The sequence below is a fragment of the Mycolicibacterium komossense genome, from assembly GCF_025822605.1.
Classification (GTDB): domain Bacteria; phylum Actinomycetota; class Actinomycetes; order Mycobacteriales; family Mycobacteriaceae; genus Mycobacterium; species Mycobacterium komossense.
On sequence record NZ_JACKTY010000051.1, the window covers coordinates 120,807 to 137,657 of the forward strand.

General features: G+C 62.4%; 23 protein-coding genes. 11 read left to right on the plus strand and 12 right to left on the minus strand.

Features of this window, described 5'->3' with window-relative positions; genetic code table 11:
* Positions 1–239: 239 nt before the first annotated feature.
* Both H7J73_RS32280 and H7J73_RS32285 read left to right on the plus strand, forming a co-directional pair.
* Positions 240–455 carry a DNA-binding protein gene (locus H7J73_RS32280; RefSeq protein WP_264071917.1) on the plus strand — a complete coding sequence of 72 codons (216 nt, stop codon included), beginning with the start codon at positions 240–242 and terminating at the stop codon, positions 453–455.
* A gap of 309 nt (positions 456–764) precedes the next feature.
* Positions 765–1,262: a hypothetical protein gene (locus tag H7J73_RS32285; RefSeq protein WP_264071918.1), complete on the plus strand. Its 498-nt coding sequence runs from the start codon at positions 765–767 to the stop codon at positions 1,260–1,262.
* Positions 1,263–1,302: 40 nt separating this feature from the next.
* Here H7J73_RS32285 and H7J73_RS32290 read toward each other — a convergent pair whose 3' ends face one another.
* Entirely contained in the window at positions 1,303–1,668 is a 366-nt protein-coding gene (locus H7J73_RS32290; RefSeq protein ID WP_264071919.1) for a hypothetical protein, read from the minus strand.
* A gap of 244 nt (positions 1,669–1,912) precedes the next feature.
* On the opposite strand from H7J73_RS32290, the gene H7J73_RS32295 reads away from it, so the two are divergent.
* The 6 genes from H7J73_RS32295 to H7J73_RS32320 all read left to right on the plus strand — a co-directional run bounded on the left by H7J73_RS32295 (position 1,913) and on the right by H7J73_RS32320 (position 7,999).
* The gene (locus tag H7J73_RS32295) at positions 1,913–2,143 is read left to right on the plus strand and encodes a type II toxin-antitoxin system RelB family anti-toxin (RefSeq protein ID WP_264071920.1); all 231 of its coding nucleotides are present in this window, start codon (positions 1,913–1,915) and stop codon (positions 2,141–2,143) included.
* Between the two features lie 285 nt (positions 2,144–2,428).
* On the plus strand, positions 2,429–2,698 hold the full coding sequence (locus tag H7J73_RS32300; RefSeq protein ID WP_264071921.1) for a DNA-binding protein: 270 nt from the start codon (positions 2,429–2,431) through the stop codon (positions 2,696–2,698).
* Between the two features lie 194 nt (positions 2,699–2,892).
* Positions 2,893–4,596 (plus strand): DNA primase family protein, encoded by a 1,704-nt coding sequence (locus H7J73_RS32305; RefSeq protein ID WP_264071922.1) that lies wholly within the window; start codon positions 2,893–2,895, stop codon positions 4,594–4,596.
* A gap of 420 nt (positions 4,597–5,016) precedes the next feature.
* Entirely contained in the window at positions 5,017–5,865 is an 849-nt protein-coding gene (locus H7J73_RS32310; protein ID WP_264071923.1) for a putative phage terminase small subunit, read from the plus strand.
* Positions 5,866–5,938: 73 nt separating this feature from the next.
* The gene (locus H7J73_RS32315; RefSeq protein ID WP_264071924.1) at positions 5,939–6,631 is read left to right on the plus strand and encodes a recombinase family protein; all 693 of its coding nucleotides are present in this window, start codon (positions 5,939–5,941) and stop codon (positions 6,629–6,631) included.
* Positions 6,632–7,999, plus strand: coding sequence for a tyrosine-type recombinase/integrase (locus H7J73_RS32320; protein ID WP_264071925.1), 1,368 nt, complete (start codon positions 6,632–6,634; stop codon positions 7,997–7,999).
* A 1-nt stretch (position 8,000) separates the two neighbouring features.
* On the opposite strand, the gene H7J73_RS32325 is transcribed toward H7J73_RS32320, so the two are convergent.
* From H7J73_RS32325 to H7J73_RS32335, 3 genes are all read right to left on the minus strand, one after another.
* Positions 8,001–8,906, minus strand: a complete 906-nt coding sequence (locus H7J73_RS32325) for a DUF8370 family protein (protein WP_264071926.1) — start codon at positions 8,904–8,906, stop codon at positions 8,001–8,003.
* 84 nt (positions 8,907–8,990) lie between these two features.
* Positions 8,991–9,140 (minus strand): hypothetical protein, encoded by a 150-nt coding sequence (locus H7J73_RS32330; protein WP_264071927.1) that lies wholly within the window; start codon positions 9,138–9,140, stop codon positions 8,991–8,993.
* Positions 9,137–9,406, minus strand: coding sequence for a hypothetical protein (locus H7J73_RS32335; protein WP_264071928.1), 270 nt, complete (start codon positions 9,404–9,406; stop codon positions 9,137–9,139). The genes H7J73_RS32330 and H7J73_RS32335 overlap by 4 nt, the downstream gene beginning before the upstream one ends.
* 555 nt (positions 9,407–9,961) lie before the next feature.
* On the opposite strand from H7J73_RS32335, the gene H7J73_RS32340 reads away from it, so the two are divergent.
* Positions 9,962–10,822 (plus strand): tyrosine-type recombinase/integrase, encoded by an 861-nt coding sequence (locus tag H7J73_RS32340; RefSeq protein WP_264071929.1) that lies wholly within the window; start codon positions 9,962–9,964, stop codon positions 10,820–10,822.
* Positions 10,823–10,831: 9 nt separating this feature from the next.
* On the opposite strand, the gene H7J73_RS32345 is transcribed toward H7J73_RS32340, so the two are convergent.
* The gene (locus H7J73_RS32345) at positions 10,832–11,047 is read right to left on the minus strand and encodes a helix-turn-helix transcriptional regulator (protein ID WP_264071930.1); all 216 of its coding nucleotides are present in this window, start codon (positions 11,045–11,047) and stop codon (positions 10,832–10,834) included.
* A 144-nt stretch (positions 11,048–11,191) separates the two neighbouring features.
* Between H7J73_RS32345 and H7J73_RS32350 the strand changes: the two genes are divergently transcribed.
* Positions 11,192–11,422 carry a hypothetical protein gene (locus H7J73_RS32350; RefSeq protein ID WP_264071931.1) on the plus strand — a complete coding sequence of 77 codons (231 nt, stop codon included), beginning with the start codon at positions 11,192–11,194 and terminating at the stop codon, positions 11,420–11,422.
* Between the two features lie 27 nt (positions 11,423–11,449).
* The gene (locus tag H7J73_RS32355; RefSeq protein ID WP_264071933.1) at positions 11,450–11,896 is read left to right on the plus strand and encodes a hypothetical protein; all 447 of its coding nucleotides are present in this window, start codon (positions 11,450–11,452) and stop codon (positions 11,894–11,896) included.
* 4 nt (positions 11,897–11,900) lie between these two features.
* Here the strand turns inward: H7J73_RS32355 and H7J73_RS32360 are convergent, their stop codons facing one another.
* The 7 genes from H7J73_RS32360 to H7J73_RS32390 form a co-directional block, all read right to left on the minus strand.
* Complete coding sequence (locus H7J73_RS32360; protein ID WP_264071934.1) at positions 11,901–12,845, minus strand: hypothetical protein; 945 nt, start codon at positions 12,843–12,845, stop codon at positions 11,901–11,903.
* An 18-nt stretch (positions 12,846–12,863) separates the two neighbouring features.
* Complete coding sequence (locus tag H7J73_RS32365; protein WP_264071935.1) at positions 12,864–13,940, minus strand: heparin lyase I family protein; 1,077 nt, start codon at positions 13,938–13,940, stop codon at positions 12,864–12,866.
* 3 nt (positions 13,941–13,943) lie between these two features.
* Positions 13,944–15,638 carry a hypothetical protein gene (locus H7J73_RS32370; protein ID WP_264071936.1) on the minus strand — a complete coding sequence of 565 codons (1,695 nt, stop codon included), beginning with the start codon at positions 15,636–15,638 and terminating at the stop codon, positions 13,944–13,946.
* Positions 15,639–15,713: 75 nt separating this feature from the next.
* Positions 15,714–16,127 (minus strand): putative phage holin, encoded by a 414-nt coding sequence (locus H7J73_RS32375; RefSeq protein ID WP_264071937.1) that lies wholly within the window; start codon positions 16,125–16,127, stop codon positions 15,714–15,716.
* A gap of 7 nt (positions 16,128–16,134) precedes the next feature.
* Positions 16,135–16,314 carry a DUF7620 family protein gene (locus tag H7J73_RS32380; RefSeq protein WP_264071938.1) on the minus strand — a complete coding sequence of 60 codons (180 nt, stop codon included), beginning with the start codon at positions 16,312–16,314 and terminating at the stop codon, positions 16,135–16,137.
* Positions 16,314–16,586 (minus strand): hypothetical protein, encoded by a 273-nt coding sequence (locus H7J73_RS32385; protein ID WP_264071939.1) that lies wholly within the window; start codon positions 16,584–16,586, stop codon positions 16,314–16,316. Before H7J73_RS32385 ends, H7J73_RS32380 begins: the two co-directional genes overlap by 1 nt.
* On the minus strand, positions 16,583–16,840 hold the full coding sequence (locus tag H7J73_RS32390; RefSeq protein WP_264071940.1) for a holin: 258 nt from the start codon (positions 16,838–16,840) through the stop codon (positions 16,583–16,585). Before H7J73_RS32390 ends, H7J73_RS32385 begins: the two co-directional genes overlap by 4 nt.
* Positions 16,841–16,851 lie beyond the last annotated feature (11 nt).

Here is a 16,851-nt window from a genome sequence, read left to right on the forward strand (position 1 = left end):
AAAGGATGACCAACCCGCAGGGCAACGGCGGTGCTGGCTGCGCCCGTCTCGCTATTGAGACATCGGCCAGGTGACCTCAGGACGTCTTACACGCCGAAGCGATGCCCGTGAGCTTCAATCATACCCCGCGCGGCGATGCCCCGAGTTGCGCTGTGTGGCAGGGATTTTCGCTGCCCGGAGCGGCGACAAGCGGCGCGGCGCGGCGTATCATGAAGTGGGCCAACGAGAGAAGGTCCGACATGACACGCACAGCACTGTCTTTGGCTGACCGTGAATACTTTGGCTACGAAGACGCGGCCGCATATCTGCGCAGCAAGGGACTCGACGACGTCAGCAAGCACACGATCGACACCCATTACCGACGCACCAAGAAGCTTCCTGGCGAGCCGAAGCGAGTCGGACGGAAAGTGTTCTGGCACAGGAGTCAGCTCGACGCGTTGATCGAGGCCTTGTGACATGAGAATTGTGAGTGTCACGTATCACGAGGATGGCCGTCGATTCGTCGGTGTGGTCTGCAGCCAATGCCCATTCACCCACCAAATGATTTGGCCTGCCGGAGCGACGACTCTGAGCGATGAAGTCGAATGCGGAACCTTTGCAGTGGTGCACATCCCGGTGTGGGCTCGCAATCCGCGCCGTGATAGACGGAGGCACAGGTTCGACCCTGCACAGTCCGATCAGATTTCAGCCGGCCAGGGCCGTGACGACAACGCATCCGATACCCCGTACGAACGCAACTGGATCGAATAACAGAGGAGAAGATTGTGATTGAACTGGACGACACCTGGCGCAGGATCTACGACGCCAACACCGCTGCCGGTATCGCCACCGACTGGACTCTGGCGGAACGGGACCAGATGGAAGCCTTAGCGGCCGATATGGATAGGGAACTGCAGCGTTACCCCGTGATTCATGCTTGGCCGACCGCCAACGGATCGCAGCTGCAGTTTTGGTGCACGTTCTGCAAGGACCACCACAGCCATGGGCGCCATGGTGTCCCGCCAGAAGACAGGCTCGGTAGCCCCGGCAGCCTACTGAGTGAGCGCAAATGGTCCGAGTACCTGCAGATGATCGACTCCTGCACCTTCAACGGACGCGGCATCTGTTCCTGTCCGCCTGGCAACGGAGACGGCCATCGGGGAACGCACTGCGGGAATCGAAGCGGTGCCTACTACCAGCACGGCTACATCCTGCATGAGGTCCGACCTGATGACTCCCGGGCAATTCGCAAACCCACGCGCGCTGGCGGCAGCACGCGATAGGCGGACTTTCAGCGAGTTGGAAAACCATTCACGGGTTGGCTCACTTAGCCCGCCAGCTACCGCACCCGTTTGTCATGAAGACGAGCCGGTGGTCGTCGTCGATCTCCCCGGTGAAGGAATTGACATCGCCATCGGGTTGGATACTTACCGACACGTTCTCGCCAGGGGCTCCTGCGCCGCTGTCGAGAATCAAGCCCTCACGGTAGCGGGCCACTGACCGGATTGACCACTGACAGTTGCCCGTTGCGGTCGCCTCATAGACACCCCAATTCTTGCCGTCGACGCCGCCGAGGTTGAAGGTGCCGTTGCCCGCCATGTCGGACGGGCCGTCGGGATCTGACGGTGGTGCCGCGCTGACCGACCCGGCTGAACCGGAGCTGTTCGTGGGCTTCTCATCGGTGGTCACGATCAAGACGGTGACGCAGGCCCCCACCACGAAGAATGCGCCGATCAGTACAACCAGACAACCGATACCCCGTTTCACCATTCCCGTGGTCCAAATTGAGCCGTCACATGGCCCTCCAATTTCTGATCCGACGTTCGATGAAGCCCCGTCCCCGTCGCACGCGCTGAAAGGTCGGCGGGAGTTTCAGAGGCCAGACGAATTATCCTAAATTGGGATATATCTGTTGGCAAGGTGCGCTGGTCCGGTGGAGAAGTCCCTCTACTCGGAGCAGTACCAACAGCTTTGTGCACTTCTGCGGGATTTTCGCCGCGAAGCGAAGCTGACCCAGGTGGAAGTCGCCCACCGACTTGACGTCCCACAGTCGTTCGTCAGTAAGTACGAGTCGGGTGAACGCAGACTGGACGTGATTGAGCTTCGTCACGTGGCGGAGGCAATTGGCACCACCTTGGAGAATGTGGTCTCCCGCCTGATTTGAGCGCTGTCCTAGATTTGCGACAGGCCATACGTATTGGTTTCCCGCGCCGGGTTGGCGCTTTCGCCCTTTGGGCTCCGCCGTTGCGTTGGAGCGGTGCATAAGACGAAAGATGCTCTACGGCCCCGGAACTGGGCGGGCATTGGTGGAGGAATCTCCCAAAAACGTCGCCCCGGCAAGCGCTGAATCAACCCCATCTGTCACTGCATCTGCTGTATTGCATTGAGGGGCAATACGTTACGGGCTCACAGTGCAGACAGGCACCGCCTGATCCGGCAAAATCAGGATATGCGCCGGACAACCGGCGGTGCTCTCCAAAGCAGAAGGGGCAGTTGCGAGATGCCTGTTTTGATTTCCGACAAGCAATTCTACGATTCGGCCGAAGCGGTCCTTGTTGCCCGCGAGCTGGGCCATGTCGACGTGTGCTCAAGCACTGTCAAGAAGGCGGCCTACTACGGCGACAAGCCGTTGAAGCGCACCAAGATTGGCGGACGCGTGTTCTTCACCCGCGAAGACATCGAGACGTGGTTGGGCGGGAGAATCCAGCGACTCGCATAGCGAACACACGCGAACATTGAAGACTCAGGAGCTGCAGTGAACTAGCCGTTCGCGAGCAGTGAGTGCAGGGCGATGAGAGCCCGACCAGATACACAACGTGACCCGCCCAATTTGTGAGGGAGAACGGGTCACATCGCGAGAACGAAAGTGACTGCAATGTTAGCAGATTCGACCCCAGTGCGCTGGGTGAAGCCGTGAAAAGCACTGGGAAGTACCGGGATTGGTGGGATGACGACGATCTCGTCGCTCTCCACAGCGACGACACAGACCCCTACGCCGCCTTCGAGATTGACTCGGTTGGTGACGGCGATTCGCAAGAAGACGAAACCGATCCGTACGCCCAATTCTTCATCGAAGAAACCCAATTTGCTTCGGAGCCAGCGAACTCAGCCAATCCAGACACCGGAACGACATCCGCTCAAGCCTCAGCAACGCCGGTAAGCGGACCCACCGGCCAGCTTTGGCCAGAGCCGGCAAACCCCCGACAGGTCGCGCTTCGAGTGCTCGCCACCACCGAGGACGAAGGTGCACCCCTGCGGTACTGGAAGACATTATGGTTTCGCTGGCTCGGCACCCACTACCAACGGCTGTCAACTGAAGACGTCCGCGACCATTTGTACGACACGCTCGCCGATGCCCTGTACACAGATTCGCGCGGAGCACCGCAACCGTGGAAGCCGACAGAACCAAAACTGAACCTGGTCATCGATGCAATGCGGGGACTGGCGAAAGTTCCAGAAGCTACTCAGCCCCCGTGCTGGATCAACGGTAGGCAGGACGACCTCGGCGCGGTGATCCCATGCGCTAACGGCTTGCTGCGTATCTGCGACCGGAAGCTGATGGCTTTCACTGACACCTATTTCAACCTGTTCGCAGTGCCGTACAGATTCGATGCAGACGCCGAATGCCCACGTTGGCGGCGTTTCCTGACAGAGGTGTTCGACGAAGACATCGAATCGATACAGCTACTCCAAGACTGGTTCTACTACGTCCTGACGGGCCGCACCGACCTTCACAAAATGCTGCTTTGGATCGGACCGAAGCGCGGCGGCAAAGGCACGGTCGCCCGAATCCTCAAAGCACTGATCGGACCCGACGCCTACGCCGGACTGTCAGCCGAATCAGTGGGACGGCAGTTCGGACTCCAAGGTGTCATCCACAAATCGCTGGGCGTGTTTCCTGACGAGGACCAGGTCGACCGCACCAGCGGGAAGCGCCTGGTGTCCTTCATCAAGACCGTCACGGGTGAAGACGACGTGGTTGTAGACATCAAACTGAAGGAACCGTGGAACGGTCGCTTGCCAATCCGGTTCATGTACCAGAGCAACCAGATGCCGGTGTTGCCCGACCCCAGCGGTGCGGTGCTCTCACGGCTCCTGGTGATGCAGACGAGAAGTTCGTTTCTCGGAAAGGAGGACTCGGGACTGGAACAGGCTCTCACCAAAGAACTCCCAGGCATTCTCAACTGGGCGCTGGATGCGCAGTTGGCGCACCATGGTCGGTTTGTTCAACCGTCCAGCAGCGCCGATCTGCTCGTGGAGGTCGACACCAACTCCAACCCCGTGCGTGAGTTCCTTTTGGAACGAACGAAATTTGGACCAGATGAAATGGTGCCGACAAAACGGCTGTTCGACGAGTTCGACTTCTGGCGGCAAGCTAACCGGTTGACCAGCCACGGCGACAGTCGGTGGTTCGGTCGTTCTCTGCGCCCCGCCATGCTGGATCTTGCGCCACAGTTCTTCGGTCGCAAGCAGCACGACAGCGAACCGGGACGGCCTTGGTACTACCACGGCGTCGGTCTGCTTCCTGCGATCGACAGCACCCAGAAAAGACGTGCGCTCCATTCTGTGCACCCGCTGCCACCAAACACGGACAAGGCGGAAGAAAGTGGAAGTTGAGACAACTCATCGGCACCGGCATCCCGGAGCGGCTGCGCCCTCCATCAACGCCCTTCATCGCCACCTGCGGAAATGCCATTCACGAAGGGGACCCCAACGCCCTGACCAGGGCAAACCTCCATACCTTCATGACCTCCATGAAGATCCAACTTTCCGCCCATATGCGCAACTTGGACACCGCCAGCGGATGTGCTCTGCCCGCGCGAACAGACAGACCCACCAAAACATCGACTTCATAGAGGTCATAGAGGGAAGGCCCCAAAAAGGCACCCTGACCTCGAAAAACGTGCCCTCCATGAAGCCGACACTTCACAGAGGATTCACGGAGGGTCATGAAGGCCCCCGCCCATCACCGACACCCACTGCACAGCACTGGTCCACATCGACTACAGCGCAGCAACTTTCGAGGAGTGCAAGCACATGAGCAACGACGACAACGTGATTGACGCAGAGGTAATCGAGATCGTCGACAACCTGCCAGCAGTGGCGCAGACCTATCAACATTCCGAACCGATCAGCAAGTGGAGCGAACAGTGGTGGAGTCTGGCCTCTCCCGAAGTGCAAGCCAACAGATGCCGAGCACACAAGAAAACCGGCGAACGGTGTAGGAACGCAGCCATTTCCGGCGCGACAGTGTGCAGATTCCATGGCGGGGCTGCCAAGCATGTCCGAGCAGCTGCCCGAGCACGTCTGGACAACGCTGCCGATCTGATGGCCAAGCAACTGCTGAACGTGGCGCTGTCTGCGGACTCAGAATCGGTGAAGCTGGCTGCAATCCGTGACGCCCTGGACCGCACAATCGGCAAGGCTCCCACTGTGGTCGAGGTCGGCCCGGCAAAGCCCTTTGAGGAAGTGTTCGACATCATCGGAGGTTCAGCCGGCGACTATCTAGACGAGTCCTCTAGCGCGTTTTTCTCTTCCGCGCAAAGCGCGCCACCCAACCCAACCACCGACCAACGGGAGGAATGGGATCAGGCCAGAGCGCGGGAATACTCCGATAAAGGGGATTTGAGGGATTCTCCGAATATCGATGGTAGATATGGCGATTCGGCGTACTCGTCAGCGGGCTCCGCCTCCAGCGAGGATGACCGGGCCTCATCGGCTCGACGGCGTGATCCCGACCGCGACAGCGTGCATGGGGCAGGCGGGCGGCACATCACAGGCGAGGCCGCGATGAGGGCGGCGAACATGGTCAACCAGATGAACCAGGACCAGCCGCCACCGATGCGCCAGCTGGAGAGCCCACACAAGCGCTACCCCCGGCGATAGAGCAGAGAAACCCCAGCTAGACGGTTTGTAGCTACCGTTGTATCAGGTCGGCTATAAGTAGTCGGTGAGGTCGATGTCGCCCGACACGACCCACTCAGAACACCAGAGGAACAGCGCAGTGAACACAGCAACAAGGCCGAAAGCCGTAGGCTACATACGAGTTTCGACCAACAGGCAAGCGGAGAACGGATACGGCCTAGAGGCGCAGTCGGAACAGATTCGGGGATATTGCCGAGCTCAAGGTCTTGAGCTCGTCGCGCTGATTCCCGACGTGATGAGCGGCAAGCGCACCGATAAGTTGTACGGACGCATCGCCGCAATCACTGCGATCCGCACGGGCATGGCGAATGTGTTGGTAGTCAACACTCTTGACCGCTCCAGTCGCAGCATGGCCGACGGGGCGAAGCTGGTTGCCGACGCGAAGGTCGAAGGATGGCGCATCGTCGGCCTTGACGGAACCGATAGCGAGACAGTGTCGCAACTGACCGCACACGCCAGACTCCTTGTCGCCGAGGAAGAGCGAGAGCTCATCTCCAAGCGCACCAAGCAAGGGCTGATCAGGGCGCGGCAGGCCGGAAAGCAGCTCGGCAAGCCCTCGACCATCGACCGCGACACGGTGCGGCGAATCTTGAAGCAACGCAACGCTGGCTGCGGAACCAAGGCTATTGCGAAGTCTCTCACCGAGTCTGGAGTACCGGCCCCCAAGGGTGGAGCGTGGAGCTACAGCACCGTGCGTCGTGTCCTGGACCGCGAGGGGATGGCCTAAATGGCATACATCCGTGTTCGCGACACCAAAGCTAGAGCCAAAGGTCGGCCGGTGCGCAGCTACGTGGTGTGCTGGCGGGAGCCGGTGCGAGACGAATTCGGTGCCGTGGTGTCAGGCAAGACCATCCAACGGACCGAGACCTTCGACACCGAGAAGGCAGCCAAGGCCCGTCTGTTGGAGGTGGAGACCGGTCTTGCTGGTGCAAAGGGCATCGACCCCTCTTCGGCCAAGGCGAAGGCCAATCGGCCACTAGGGGAGTACGCCCGGCAATATCTGGACTCGCTGGTCGGACAGATGGAGCCAAACACAATCGAAGGCTACGAGAAGCTGTACCGGACCCACATCGCGCCCGAGTTTGGTAGCAAGCCAGTCGCGGCGATCACGGCGGCGGACGTGGACAGGTTCCGAGCAAGCCTGTTCGCCCCACACCAGCGCCGCAGCTTTGTCACCCGTGGCACTGCCAACACAACCCCCGGCCCCTGCGCGGTCACCCGGTCCCCGAAGACCGTCAAGCACATCGTCGGAACACTCAAACGCATCCTGGACGTGGCTGTGCGAGACGGTGCGGTGTCGTCCAACCCCGTGCTTCCTGGCCCCCGACGGACCACGAAACGACGGTCCACGGCGGCAGGGTCCACCCCGTTTGCGCACCATCCGCTCACCGCCAACCAAATAGCGTCGGTAGTCGACTGGATCGCCCGCGAGAAGGGCAACCAGGTCTACGCCCTGGCGGTGCTGTTCTCCGCCCACACGGGTGTTCGTGCAGCCGAGCTCCAGGGCCTCCAAGTTCAGGACGTCACGCTGTCGGACATACCGGGAACCGTCGGCAGCATCCGTGTACAGAGGACCATGAAGCGCTCGCGTACCGAAGGTGCACCCGATGACGCACCCCTGCAATGGATCGAAGGAACGCCGAAATCCGACGCCAGCACCAACCGCGTAGTGCCTCTAGCGTCCTGGCTTGCCGACGAGTTGCGCGACTACCTGACAACGGTTCACCCGTTCGCCCGCAAGTTTCCGCACGCACCGCTGTTTCCTGGTCGACGCAGTCGCAACGCGTTCGATTGGGCCAAGCCCGTGGTGGCCGACAACGTCTACGACAACTACCTTCGCCCCGCCTGCAAGGCATTGGGCCTGGGGTCGGTCCGCTGGCACGATTTGCGTCATTCGATGGCCACCATGAACCTGAGCGCGGGGGAGCACTACATGCAGGTCAGCAAGTGGCTAGGGCACTCCAGCTTCGTCCTGACGTTATCCACGTACGCCGATTACATCCGAGAGGACGAACAGGTGGCGCCGAAGGTCGGACGGGGTGTGCCGCAAGCAGCCAAAGCCAGGGCCATTCCGCTCCGGACGCTGACCGGATGACTCAATCGCCGATTCGCTCGTTGATTGCCTCGGCAGTGAGCGGCTCGAATTCAATGTCGACCTTTGATCGGTATTCGCCAATGAGGTCTCGGCCGTCGGCGGCGGTGATGTACTCGGCCGCCTTTGCCGAGTTGAGCGGTTTCTTGTCCGGATTTTGCTTCTTGATGGCTTCCTTCGATGGCTTGACTCGACGACCCTTTTCGTTGAATGTCGTTTGCTCGTCTTGGATCGCCTGGGTCGAGTAGAGGTTGTAAAACTGGTCGGGGTACATCAACGTCCATTTCGAGACCCAGGGCTGCGGAACAAGAAGCAGCTGCTTGTTAGTCGCAAACGGAAGTGTGATGGTGCGACCTTGCCATTGGCCTTCGTCAGGCACCCAAACGTCGCTCTCTGCCGTTTGAGCGCCTGCTTTGAGCGCGGGGTAGGCCGTCATCATGTCCGTCGTGAATTTCGCCAGAACGTCGAAAATGATGCGGGTGGTCATGTCTGAGATGCGGTCATTGCCGACGAACTTTAGGCACAACCGAGTGTCTTCCAAACGGCGGATAGCGGCGTCCTGGCATGCCGGGTTGACTCGCAACTCTTGCCAAAACTCTTCGGCCAGTTTGTCGCCAAACGCACGCCCACGCGGCTCGCCCACTGACATGCCCAGGCGCGTCTCGTTCGGTTCATGTAGGTGGCGAAGCAGTTCGCGTCCGATGGCGTGCTCTTGGGGGGTGTTGCTGCGCGCCGCTGCAACTACGCGCTCAAACAGAGTCGTCAAGCGGTTGTTCGCAGCCGCCCCTAGCGGCGATTGGTCGTTTCGAATGGCGCTCGGGTCTAAGTAGATGTCGTTGTCCCGGTCAACATGCACGTCCACGAATGGGACATCGCTGTTGATCCCGAAGTACTCGGTTACCCGTGCCATGTTTGCCCCCTCAGGCGTTGGGAGCCATTATGCCACGTCCGAATGACATATTTGTAAGTTTTCCTTTGCACCAAATTCGCGGGCTTATCTGTCCTCCGGCTTCGGCGGTTTGGTTGGCAGCTCCACGATGTGATCCGCGCTGCGGCCGAGCACGTTCTTCAGCGGCTTGTTGTCCGGCCCGTAGATCGTGACGTGCTGCGCGCTGGCCTTCTCGTTTTTCGTGAAACGCTTCACCAACCACCTCTTGGTGCCCTCGTAAATGTCTGTGGCCATAGCGAGAGCACGGGCGTCGTGACGCCACCGAGAACGTAGATGCCTACGGTCTCTAGCGAGTTCTGTACCGAGAACTGGCCGGGGTCTGGCAGCTGCAGGGTGACCACGTGACCGTCGTCGGTGAGCTCTTGCACCAAGTCGTTGATGTCCTGCAGTGTGCGTGGATCGACCAGTACCCGCAGAGAGGGCCGGATCACCACGGTCGTCGCGTCGATAGCAGGCTCCATACGCGGACATTAGCGCGTGGGTGGGACGGCGCGTCCATACCGCGTGACCAGTGGGGATGTGCCGCGCTGCTGCCGCGCTGCTGTCACGGGTGCGGCGAACGGGCCGCGGCACTGGGCCGCAGTAGTGGACGAAAGTGCGTTGAACTGGACGTCTGCGTGGTGCCCCCACTAGGACTCGAACCTAGGACCTGCGGATTAGCAGACCGTCAGAATCGCCTTTCTCGTCCGTAGGATGCGACGAGGCGGCGGCATGATCACCCCCACCCGGTACGAGATCTGCTGCGACGCCTGGGACTGCAAGCCTGATCTGTGGTCCCCATGGTCGCGGCCCCTCGTGGTCGAGGCGCGCTCGCTGCGCGAGGCGGCGACGAAGGCGCGAAAGGCAGGCTGGCGGACCTGCTCGCCGACCAAAACCCGCTATTGGTGGTGCCCGCGCCACGCGGCAGCGGCGGAGTCCGCGAAGCAACGGGTGAGTATCGGGAGTGTCACGGTTGCGCCATCCGCTGGTGAGACTGCTGTGGGTCGGCTGTGATTCGCAACATGACAACTGAGACCTTGGCGGTCGCGGACTGGGAAGTTTGGCAAACAGCGCAGCGGCTATCACGTAAAACGATTGATGAGCGTCTGCGCGTGATCCGCCAGCTTCACGCTGAAACCGAGCAGCAACCGATCCGTATCGACGCGGCCGGAATCGTCCGGTGGGTCGCCGACCATGACGACGACTGGTCAGACTCGACAGCCTGCACGTATACCAGCTACCTCTCAGCATGGTTCAAATGGCTGCAGCTGACTGACCGACGAATCGACAATCCGATGGTGAAGGTCGGCACCCCACGCGCCCCCGACCGTGAACCACGGCCGACGTCCGATGCCGATGTGGCGAAGCTGCTGAAAACCCGCATGTGGACCTCGACCCGCCGGATGATCCTGATCGCCCTGTTGGCCGGACTCCGGGTCCATGAGATCGCCAAGATCCGCGGTGAAGACGTCGATCTGGGGTCGCGGCTGCTGTGGGTGAGAGGCAAAGGTAAGCGCCTTAAATCAGTGCCGCTCCACCCGCTGCTGGTCGAGCTGGCTTCCGAGATGCCCGCCGCCGGCTGGTGGTTCCCGATGCGCGGACACGAGGGGGAGCACGTCCTGGCGAAATCGGTCTCCGACATCATCGGCCGCACGATGCGCCGGGCCGGGGTCCGTGGAACTCCGCACTGCCTGCGCCACTGGTACGCGAGCACCATGCTCGCCAACGGGGTTGATATCCGCGTGGTGCAGGAGCTGCTGCGGCACAAGTCGCTGGCCACCACGCAGATTTACACCAAGGTCCCCGATGGCCACCGGCACGAGGCGATTGCGACACTGGATGTGTGGCGCGCTCTTCGGTCTCCGTCGCAGGCCGTCGCGCTTCAGCCTGCCGCGTAGCAGGCAAACTCAGCGCCAGTCCGCGCCTGGCGGCATGTTCGGCCCGGATGATCGGCGTTCCATCCATCTGTCGATGGTTTCTGGCAACCAGCCTTTGACGCGGCCGATCATGGCGTCAGGCTGCGGCATTCGGCCTGGAATGCCGGAGTAGGACTTGACCGTATTGGGGGATAGGCCGGTGCGCGCGGCGACTTCGTTGACGCCTAAGTACCGGACCACCACCATTTCGCTGACCGTAGGAATACCAAGGGATGTATCCCTTCGGGGACACCCGAGACGGTGGTCTTGCTCATGAATGCACGATTGGCGATTGTGCCCGGCGTCGGCAGTGCGTTGGCGCGGCAACACGGGGCGTTGCACACTGGCAATATGCCGCGACCTGAGCGCAATGGAACCTGCGAGATCTGCGATGGCAAGGTGCGGTATTACCCTCCCGTGGAGCAGATCGTCACCGCCGATCCCAACGCCGTCGACAGCTTCCCGCCCAACGTGCCCGCCGGGAAGTGGGCCCACCTGGACCGGGCCGACTGGATCGACAACCCGCACGAGCCGGCGCCGACAAAGGAATCGATCGCGGCCGCGCAAGCCGTAGACGCATAGCTCCGCGCTCGTTTACTCTCTCCCCGCATGGGGAGGATCGTCGCGGTGCTGGTCGTCGCCGTCATGCTGGCAGGGTGTGGATCGACGCAACGGAGCGAGATGCCGACGAGTCTCGCACCGCATTCAGAACCGCCGGAGACGTCGATCGCGGCAGCACCACCGCCGCCCGCCGCGGCGCCATGCTCGCAAGCGCCGGCCGGGTTCGTCGACCTGATCAACAAATCATTCACCGGCGGCGAAACGCTCGGTAACGCGCAATCCGTCACCGGCCCGAAAGACATGGTTTACGTCGGCGGCAACATCCTGCACGGCAGTGAGCTCATCTCATCCGGCGATGTCTGGCTCGCTCAGCACGGCGCCCTGTACGCCTTATCGTCGGATGCGCGAAAGCGGACCCTGCTGCCGGATGGCCGTGATCTCGCATCAGCTGGCGACCAGTACGGATCAGCGCTGGTTGACTGCGTCGCCCGCTGACTTCTCAGCCGAAGGTGGTGAGCTGGGCGTAACCGTCACCGCCTGCGTCGCCCGCGCCGGAGGGGTTTCCGTTCAGCGACGCGCCGCCGCCACCGCCGCCGCCGCCCGGGGTTGCGCCCTTGCCGCCTTTACCGCCCGCTCCGGTGATCGAGCTACCACCGCCGGCACCGCCGGCACCGAAGAATCCGAGGGATGACGCCCCGGCAGCACCGGTGCCGCCGCCCGCGGTTCCCGCATTGGCAGCGCCGGTAGCGGTCGATCCGCCCGCGCCGCCAGCTGTCGCGGCAGGCGTGGCAGCGATACCGCCGCCGGAACCACCACCGGAGTTCGCGCCACTGCCGCCGCTACTGCCCGCCGCGCCTGTCGCCGAACTCGCAGCGCCGGAGCCGACCGCCGTGGTGCCGCCCGCCCCGGCAGACCCAGCGGTGCCGGCAACACCGGCGCCGCCACCGGTCCCGCCCGTGCCGCGGTTGGCCTGAAACAGGATGGGAGACCCAACAGACGTCCCGCCCGAGCCCGGTGATCCGGCCGCGCCAGCGGTGCTGTCCACGGTCTGCGCGGCACCTCCGGCTCCGCCGGTGCCGACTGTGACCGGCATAGAGCTCGGTAGGGATAGCGTGGGAACCAGGATGCGCGTGATGCCACCCGCCCCGCCGCTGCCGCCGCCGCACGCCACAGTCCCCGAAGGCTCACGCGCGCCGGCGCCGCCGCCGCCGGCCGGGCCGTACAGCAGAATCTCAGTCATCGTCGTCGCGGTAGCCCAAGTTGGGCGCAGCCACGTACCGGACGCCGTAAACGCTTGCACGTCAGCCTTATGGGCGTGGGTTGCCGCCTCTTGGCCGAGGTCATACACACCGTCGTCGAGGTGCTGCAACCGGGCGGCGGAGACCGGCGTCCCGCCCACCTGATCATTGGCCCAGGTCTGTTTCGTGTACGGCGTGTATGCCATTTCGGGGCTGCCCTTCGCTTAGATGTGCGGGTAAATGTCGAGAGACGGGTAAACGACCGCGCCGGGGAACATGTCGGCGACCGGGTGCTCGGACGCGGGGAACCGGCCGTGGGACGGGTAGACGGTCGCGCCCGGGTAGACCACGGGATCCGGCGTGCGCGGCCAGCCGATGATGGGCCGCGGCGGGATCGGCAGCGGGTACTCAATCCGCGACGACAAGTCCGCCAGCCCAAATTCGAGGTTGGCGTGGTAGAGCGCGTCGACGGTGTGTGTGTTGTCCATATAGATGCCGGATTTCACGTAAGCAAGGTAGGGCAACCCCTCGTTGTAGTAGCCCACGGCGGTGTCGACGTTGACGACCTGCTCGCCGTTGATCCACATGTTGATGTGCCCGAACTGTCCGAGCGTGACCTGCGTGACGAACCGCGTGACTGCCCAACTGGCCGGCGCGGGCACCGAGTAATGGCCGATGCCGCCGGACGGGCTTCGCGTTCCGACGTTGAGGGTGCCGCCGTCGAGGAACACTGCGAACGGTGGCGGGGCGATCGCCGAGCCGGGGTGTTGGTGCCACTGGTGAATGATGCTGGTACCGGGAGCGTCGAACCCGGCGCGCTTGTCGGTGATGATCGTTGCCCAGGATGCCCAGACTGTGTTTCCTGCAACGTAATAGACGTCGCTATCGCGTATTTGGCCGAACTCGATGCGGCGGCGGCCATTCTTGCGGTCGGACGCGGGCCGATCCCGGTTGTGGTGACACTCGAAATAGAACAGGCCCGGCGCGGGAATGTCGAACAGCGTCGGCATCGGGAACTCGTACGTTTCCGGCCGGGGGGCCGGGGAATCGAGCGCCATCTGCTCGCCGCTGACGACTATGCGGAAATCATTCGCCGTGGCCCAGTCCACGGTGAGCCGCGATGCGTCGATGATCTGGCCGCGCGCCAGCAGCCGTCGCCAGCGGGCGTGCGCGGGATCGGTCAACACCGACTCTGGAAATGCGTACCGGTTGTCGGAGAGCCGCATTCCGCGCAGCACGGCGTAGTCGACTTGGTCTTTCCAGACCATGCGGGCGTATTGCTCCGCGGTCAGAACGATCATGTGTCATGCCACCCCGAGCGCCGTCATGTAATCGAACTCGGCGCGATAAAACAGTGCTGTTTCAGCGGCGCTCATGCCGGCACCGTAGGCGCACAGGGCGATCGTCGCGTTGCTGAATCCGGTAGTGCCGCTGGACGTTAACAGCTTCAACGGAAGCGCATTGTTAGGTGCGCCCGTGTCGGGAACGGCCGTGGTGTCGGAGCCGATCTGGCCGCCTTCCTTGTACAGGAACGACTGGTCGGCAGCGACCTGTGTCATCGTGTAGAGGCCGGGCCGCGACGTTGCTCCGATCGGGGTGTTCACGATGCCCGGCTTCGCTGTATGCCAGTCCACGCTGCTTGCGCGGATGCCGAACGCAGCACTCCATCCCGCTGTCCACCACAGATCCCAGCCGCCGGCCGTTCCGGGGGTCACCAGCCGCATGGACACGGCTTGGTTGGCGATCTGAGTGTGGACGGTCTCCGCCGACGAGTTGGTCAGGTGTGCTCCGACGCCATCGCCTGTAAACCCGATGTCGGGGGTGAAGATGGGGCTGTTGATGGCGAGCATGTTCGCGGTGTCGCGACGCCAGTTCAGCAGCCCTGCCTGCATGGTGTGGGCCGCAAGCACATTGAGCGCGTCGAGCCGGTCCCACAGGTCGTAATCCTTCAGCGTTTTGATGAACGAGTCGATCGCCTTGCGGCGGTCGAAGTCCGGCCGCACCGTCATCCGATCGAACACATAGACGGTCTCATCGGCGTAGTTGCCGACGATCAGTGTCACCGCGTCACCGACGATGTCCGCGAAGGGGATCGCCTTGCCGGTCCCGACTGGCACGCCGCCGGCAGTGAAGTGGAGCAGGCCGTTGTCGTCGAAATTCCAGTCATCCGGAATGAGTCGCACCACCAGGTCGTCGCTGACTGTGGGCGGTGTGTCGATCCGTTCGACGGTCGACAGGTCGACGGTGAACGGAGCGTACTGATCGGTGACCTTGACGCCGGGGAGAGTTCCGCCCGAGACGTTGACCTGCGTGGGAGTTAAAGGTGAAGGGTTGCCCGCGGCCAGGGGACCGGTGAAGGTGACCATGTAGGTCTGGTTTCCAGCACCGTCAGATACCGGGTTTGAGACGGTTACGTTGTTGCCGATCGCGGCGATTCCGCGCAGCGCAGTTTGCACCGAGGCGCCATTCGCGTTGTAGGCCAGGTTTGTTCCGATCGGAACACTGTCGTAGGCAACTCGCCATACGCCGGCGCTGCCGCGGATGGTGATGAACTGGACGCGGCCGGCTGCGTAGTCGGCCGGCTCGATCGTCGGCAGGGCGAAGCTGACGGTGTCGAACTGAAATCGGGTTCCGTTGATCGTTGTTGGCGCGAATTTCACGGTGCACACCAGTGGTGTATCGCCGAGCCCCATGACCGACGATTTCGCGATGACCTCGACGCCGTCGACCGAGCTGACTTGGCCCGGCAGGCGCAGCACACCGGATTCGACGTTGACATCGGTCGGCGCCAAGAGGATCGTGCGCGGCGGGTTCACTCCCGGCAGGCGCAGCTGCGGCGACACCGTCTTCCCGATGCTGATCCCGACGACGCCCTGCATGTTGACGTTGTAGAGGTCGGGTCGGGTGTCGTCGTCGCCGAATAACCCTGTTGTGTCGCCAACGATCCCGTTGAAGAGGCCGATGAGCTTGCAGTAAGTCAGCGCATCGTAATCGGCCACTGGTTAAACCCCTCTCGACCTGCTCGCATTTCGCTACGAGTCTCGCGAATTGGGCTTTCGTCTGCCCGCGAGCAGTTACAGCGGTGGGACGCCGGGCGGCAGTGAGAACTCTTCGCGGGCGCGGTCACGGTCGAGCTGCTGTTCTCGCCACAACGCGACGGTCATCGACACATACGCCAAGGCGCCGACTGTGTAGATGGCGAACCGGATCTGATGGCGGAACGGATAATCGGTGCCGGGCCACCAGGACGACACCGCTGCTTGAATCAGCACCGCGGCCAGTGCGACACATTTGACCATGAAGATCCGGCCGATGCGGTTAGCCCGCCAGTTCGACCGGACGAAGTACAGGCCCGTGAATATCGACTCCACTGCGGCGGCAGCGAGCAGCGCGATGTTGGCAACGAACTGGTAGTCGACGTCCAGCCAGATATCAGAGACCAGCGTTCCCACGACGACGAGAACGGCCAGTAAGTACAGGTTTCGCATGGGCGATCTATCCCCTTCCCATCGCATGCTGGAGCATGTCGCTGAAACCGTTGCGGCGCACTTCCCTGTGCATGTCCGAAGACACCTGGCGGGACTCCTCAACGAGCAGGTCGACGGTGCGTTTGCGGTCTTGCGCCTCGGCGAGCTGCTGCTTGGCCTCAGCGACACCGCGCCACGGCCACCGCATCAGCGATCACCTGACGCTGCCATCGATTCCCTCAAGCTCGTAAGGAGTTGCGTTGCCAGGACATCGGCGCCATTCTTCTTGGCCAACTCCAGTGAGAGATCGCGGACGAGTTCGGCGTCGATCTGCGCCCGGGCGACGACCACATCGTGCTGTTTGCCGATGACCAGCCATCCGCGGATCAACGCGACCACCAACAGGACTGCGGACAGGATCGCGATGCCGGGGCCGGTGAGCCCGCTGAGTCCGCTCAAGAACGCCCACAAACCGGTCACGCGTCGAGATTCACAAGCGACGCGGAGTGGTCATCGCCCACCCTCGCCGCGGCGAGCGACTTGACGAACGTCAGCAGTGCCATCCCGCCAGCGCCCCCAGCCGCGGCCAGCCAGGGGAATCCGATCAACGTCACCTGACCGGTGGCTGCTGCCGCGCCCGCCAAGCCGCCGCCGACGATGAATCCCTGTGCAGCCGAACTCACTGTCCGTTCGGCCGCGTCTTTCCAGAACTTCTGAGTGAACAAGTCGCCCATGAGATCTCCTT